General features: G+C 64.2%; 1 protein-coding gene and 1 pseudogene. Both read right to left on the bottom strand.

Translation table 11 applies throughout. The features are described from left to right. Positions 1 to 3,660, bottom strand: a 3,660-nt coding sequence (locus KUO17_RS25615) for a DUF6531 domain-containing protein (RefSeq protein WP_217978352.1), incomplete at its 3' end; no start/stop codon positions are given. Then, a pseudogene (locus KUO17_RS25610) lies at positions 3,657 to 4,397 on the bottom strand (type VI secretion system Vgr family protein); the annotation flags it as partial. The pseudogene KUO17_RS25610 and the gene KUO17_RS25615, both read right to left, overlap by 4 nt.

The raw sequence follows: 4,397 nt of genomic DNA, 5'->3' as shown, positions 1-4,397 counted from the left end.
CTTGAACAGTCGCCGGCCCAGGGGGTCGTAGGCAAACTCCACCGCCAGCCGTGCATCCTCGAAATGCACCAACCGATCAAACAGGTCCCAGCGCAGCCGGCTGCGCTGGCCGTTATGCCAGCGCTCAATCTGGTTGCCGCGCTCGTCGTACTCGTAATGCGTACCGGCGTACTCACGCAGCAGGTTGTCCAGCAGCCTGCTGCGCTTGGGGTCCTGGTCCAGCGGGCGGTGGGCCTGCTGCGCAGTGTCGTCCAGCAGGTTGCCGGCCGGATCGAACGCGAAGGTCTCCACACCCAATCGGCTGGTGGCACTGAGCAACCGGCCGACCGGGTCGTAGCGATAGGCCAACGGCCCGCGCCGGGTGTCGTCGATCTCGGTCAGTTGCCCGGCCGCGTCGTACACATAGGCGCGCTTGAGCAGCACGCTGTTGTCATCGCTACGGCCCAGCAGCTGTTCCTGCAGGCGCCCCATCGGATCCCAGCTCTGGGTCTGCAGCAGCTGGTTGCCCTGATGACGCGCCACCTCGCGGTGCAGGTCGTCACGCTCGTAGCTCAAGAGGTCGTGCTCATCCAGGCGCAGGCCCAGCAAGTGACCGCTGCCGTAGGTCAGCCAACTGACCCGGTGCCCATCGGGGCGCACCGTGGCAACCCGCTGGTTGAGCACGTCGTACTCATGCTTCCACACGGCCACGACCGGGGTCTGCAAGCCCAGGTAGTGCTGGTGCTCACGGGTGAGGTTGCCGGCCGCATCATGAAACCACTGCACACGGCTCTGGTCATTGCAGGCCATCACCAACTTGCCATTGCCGTCGTAGGCAAAGGTTTCGCGTTGCGACAGGCCCTTGAGGCTGGCGGTACGCTCGCTGATACGCCCCATGAGGTCGAACCCCAGGTGCAGGACGCGTTCTCCCGTGCTCTTGCTGGCCAGCCGTCCGCTGTAGGGGTCGTACTCGTAGCGGGTAACCCGCCCGTCAAATCCGCGCTGCTGCTGCAAGCGACCGATCAGGTCGTAGTGGAAATGTGCCTGGCGGCCGTTTTCGTTTTCCAGTGCAACCAGTTGGCCCAACCGATCCCAACGGTAGGTGACGGTATGCTCGGCGGCATCCTCGCGTTGCGCAATCAGCCCCGCTTCGTTGTAGCGCCAGGTGGTGCAGCGGTCCAGGGCATCGAGGTGAGCGAGCAGGCGCCCCTCGGCGTCCCGCTCGAAGCGCTCTTCGGTCTTGTCCGGATGCCGGATCAGCGCAAGGTACGCAGCCTTGTATTCATACTGCGTCTTGTTGCCGGCGGCATCGGTGAACTGCACCAGCCTCCCCAGCGTGTCGTAGTCCCATGCACGGGTCTTGCCCGAGCAGTCGGTGTACGTGAGCAACTGCCCGGCGTCGTTGTACTCCAGCGCCTTCTCGCTGCCGCTCGCGTCCTTGATCGCGGTCGGCAGGCCCGCAGGGTTGTAGGCATACTCGGTCACGTTGCCCAGCGGGTCGGTGGTCTCGATCAGGTTGCCACGGTCGTCGTAATCACGCAGCCACAGGCCACCCTCGGCATCGCTGATCTTGATCAACTGGTCCTGATCGTCGTACGCATAGTGCACAACGCTGTGGTCTGCACGAATATGCTGCACCAGGTTGCTGCGCTCGTCATAGCGGTAGCGGTCGCTGCGGCCATCGGCATGCACATGGCGAATCACGTTCTTGGCCGGATCGCGGAAGAACCAGTCCGAACGATCATCGGCATACCGTACCCGGTAGGTGTAGCCAAGAATGTCGTAGTAGTGCCAGGTCTCGTGACCGAGGGCGTCGGTGACATAGGTGAGGCGGATATTCCTGTCCCACTCCAGCCGTGTATCGAAGCTGCCGTCATCGGCACACTCGCGTACCGCCTTGGCATCGGGCCCCGTGCCTTGCCACTGCAGGTTCGTGCCACGGCCAGTGCGGTCGGTGTAACGCGTGACCAGATGATGCTGATACGCGTAGTGCCAGGCCGCACCGTGTTCGTCCTGGGCATGGCCGAGGTCGCCTGCCGCGTCGTAGTGGTAGGCGCACAGCTGGCGCAGCACCTGCCCTTCACGAATTTCCCAGAGCCCGGTCAGACGCCCGTGCTCGTCGATCATGGTGCCCAGGTGCAGGCGTACCTCGGTCACGTCATCCTGATAGGTGATCAGGTCCGACAGTACAGGCTGGTCGTTGTGACGGTACTCGTGGTGCAGCATGACGCCCGCGCCGTTGCGCAGCGCCATGTGGGTGAGCACAAAGCGCTGGCCGTGGCGCACGTAGGTTTCTCGGCGCTCGAAACCACGGGTCAGCATCAGGCGGTCCCGATCGAGGCGCGCCAGAATCAGATTTTCGATGGGGTTGTATTCGATCAGTCCGATCTTGGGCAGTGCAAAATCGTGGCTGCGGCCATCGGCGTCATGAAACGTCAATGCGTCGTCCACACAGTCGAAACGGGTGGTGAACGAGGTGATCCAGCGCGCGCCCATTACGCCATCGTCATACGCATCCAGTGCCGAGCAGTACGTACGTGTCCACGTCAGCGGGAACGGCCCCGGCAAACTGAAGTCCGTGTGCTGCAACGACTCCGCCCCGGTGGCGAAGCTGATGCTGTCACAGGTGCCTGAGCAGGTACCATTCTTGTCTTTATTGGCCCGCGCCTTGGCGTTGGCCTGACGCTGTATCGCCTCGGTCTCGCCCGCGCCCACCTGATGCCGTGCCTGGGTGGTCGTGCCCGGTTTGATGTTGGAGGGTATGCCCTTCTGGTTGCGCGCAATCCATAGCGCCACGCCTTTGGCCAGCACAGCGAGCAGGGCACCAATCGAACCCTCGACTGCAGGGTCGCTCAAGCCTTTGAGCTGGGTACGCAACTCGGGGCCCATCAGGCGCAGGGGGGTGGTGTACATCTTCACCCACTCGACGGCATCCTCGGGCGCCAAGGCATCGGCAAGGGTGTTGAGCGCGCCCTTGCCACCGGCAACGTACACATCGCTAAGGGCGCCGAAGATATTGCCGATCGACTGCAGCGGGCTATGCAGCAACTGGCTGCCCGCCAACTTCGCCTGCTGCGCGGCGTTGTCCAGATGGGTCTGGGTATCCAGCGTGCCGGCAGCGGTGTTTTCCAGCCCGCTGGCCACCTGCTCGATGATCTTCTCGCCCAGCGTGGCCGCCTCGTCCAGGATAGCCGCCAGTTGAACCTGCGCCTCGCTCACGAACTGCTGGATCCTGCCGACGATGGTTGCGTTCAAGTGCGAGGAGACGATCTCGATCAGGGCGTCGCCCAGCAGCACCTTGCCGCTGTTGAGCATTTCCTGGCGCACCAGGAACAGCGTCGGACGCAGGCTCATCCGCGCAGCCGCCATGCCAGGCGCAGGCAACACCCCGATCAGGTTGATGCCCAGGCTGACCCAGTCGAGCATCTCGGGGTTGTCGTTGTTGGACAGGTTGACGATATCGTTCAGCGTGTCGACCAGGGCCATGATGTTGCCGATGACAGGCAGGGCCCCGGCCACATTCTTGATGCGCTCCAGGGTGACCGTCCCCCCACTGGCTTCGCGCAGCCACTCATCGAAGTACTCGGCCCCCTGGGCCACATCCTCCAGGCCGATCTGGTCAAGCGGGAGAATCGCGACTTGCGGTCCACGTGTTGTTTCGGCAGGTGCTTCGGACGTCATGACAGCAGCTCACTCACGTTCATTACTGGCGTTTTCAATGGCGCAGTGGAAGGAAAAATCGTTGGCACACCCGGCAAGTCACCGGCCTTTTTCGCGGCGCTCAACACCTGGGGGGCAGACGGCGCCACCGCGGTCAGCAGTTGCGGCAAACCCTGGCTCGCGGCCTGCACGGTGCTGTGCACCTGTTGTGCGGTCTGCCAGGCATCGCTGGCGGTTTTCAGCGTGTCCAGGCCCGGCACGCCGGCCAGTTGCGGCATGCCTTGTGCCGCGCCCTGCAGGGCGCCCAGCGGGTTGCTGCGCACCTGCTGCACGGCCTGCAGGCCGTCCTTGACGCTTTGCACCGCCCCCATGCCGGTGCTGGCCAAGGCCTTGCCCTTGTCCAGCAGTTCGCTGCTGCCGCTGGGCAGCGCCTTGGCCATCATCGCCTTGGCTTGCGCCACGATGCTCTCGACACCCGCAGGCTTGGGCTGTGGCGGGGGGAAGTAGCTGCCCAGGTTCCAGGTGTCTGCAGGGTCGGGGCCGAACAGCACGCTGGCCGGCCCCGGCGCAGCACCCGCGACACTGATGAAGCCCTTGGCATCCAGTGCGCCGTTGAGGCGGGTACCCAGCGCATCGAGCACCTCGAAGTCGCCCTCCTTGATGCCCTTGAGGCTGGCGTACTGGTTGAACAACTCCAGGTTCCCTTTGCCGGGCTTGGGGGGTTCGGGGAAGGTCCCGGCCAGGCTCTTGGGGCCTGT

The organism is Pseudomonas aegrilactucae (assembly GCF_019168305.1).
Lineage (GTDB): Bacteria > Pseudomonadota > Gammaproteobacteria > Pseudomonadales > Pseudomonadaceae > Aquipseudomonas > Aquipseudomonas aegrilactucae.
Note: the sequence above shows the minus strand (reverse complement) of the source record. Positions and strands in the feature narration are given on the sequence as shown.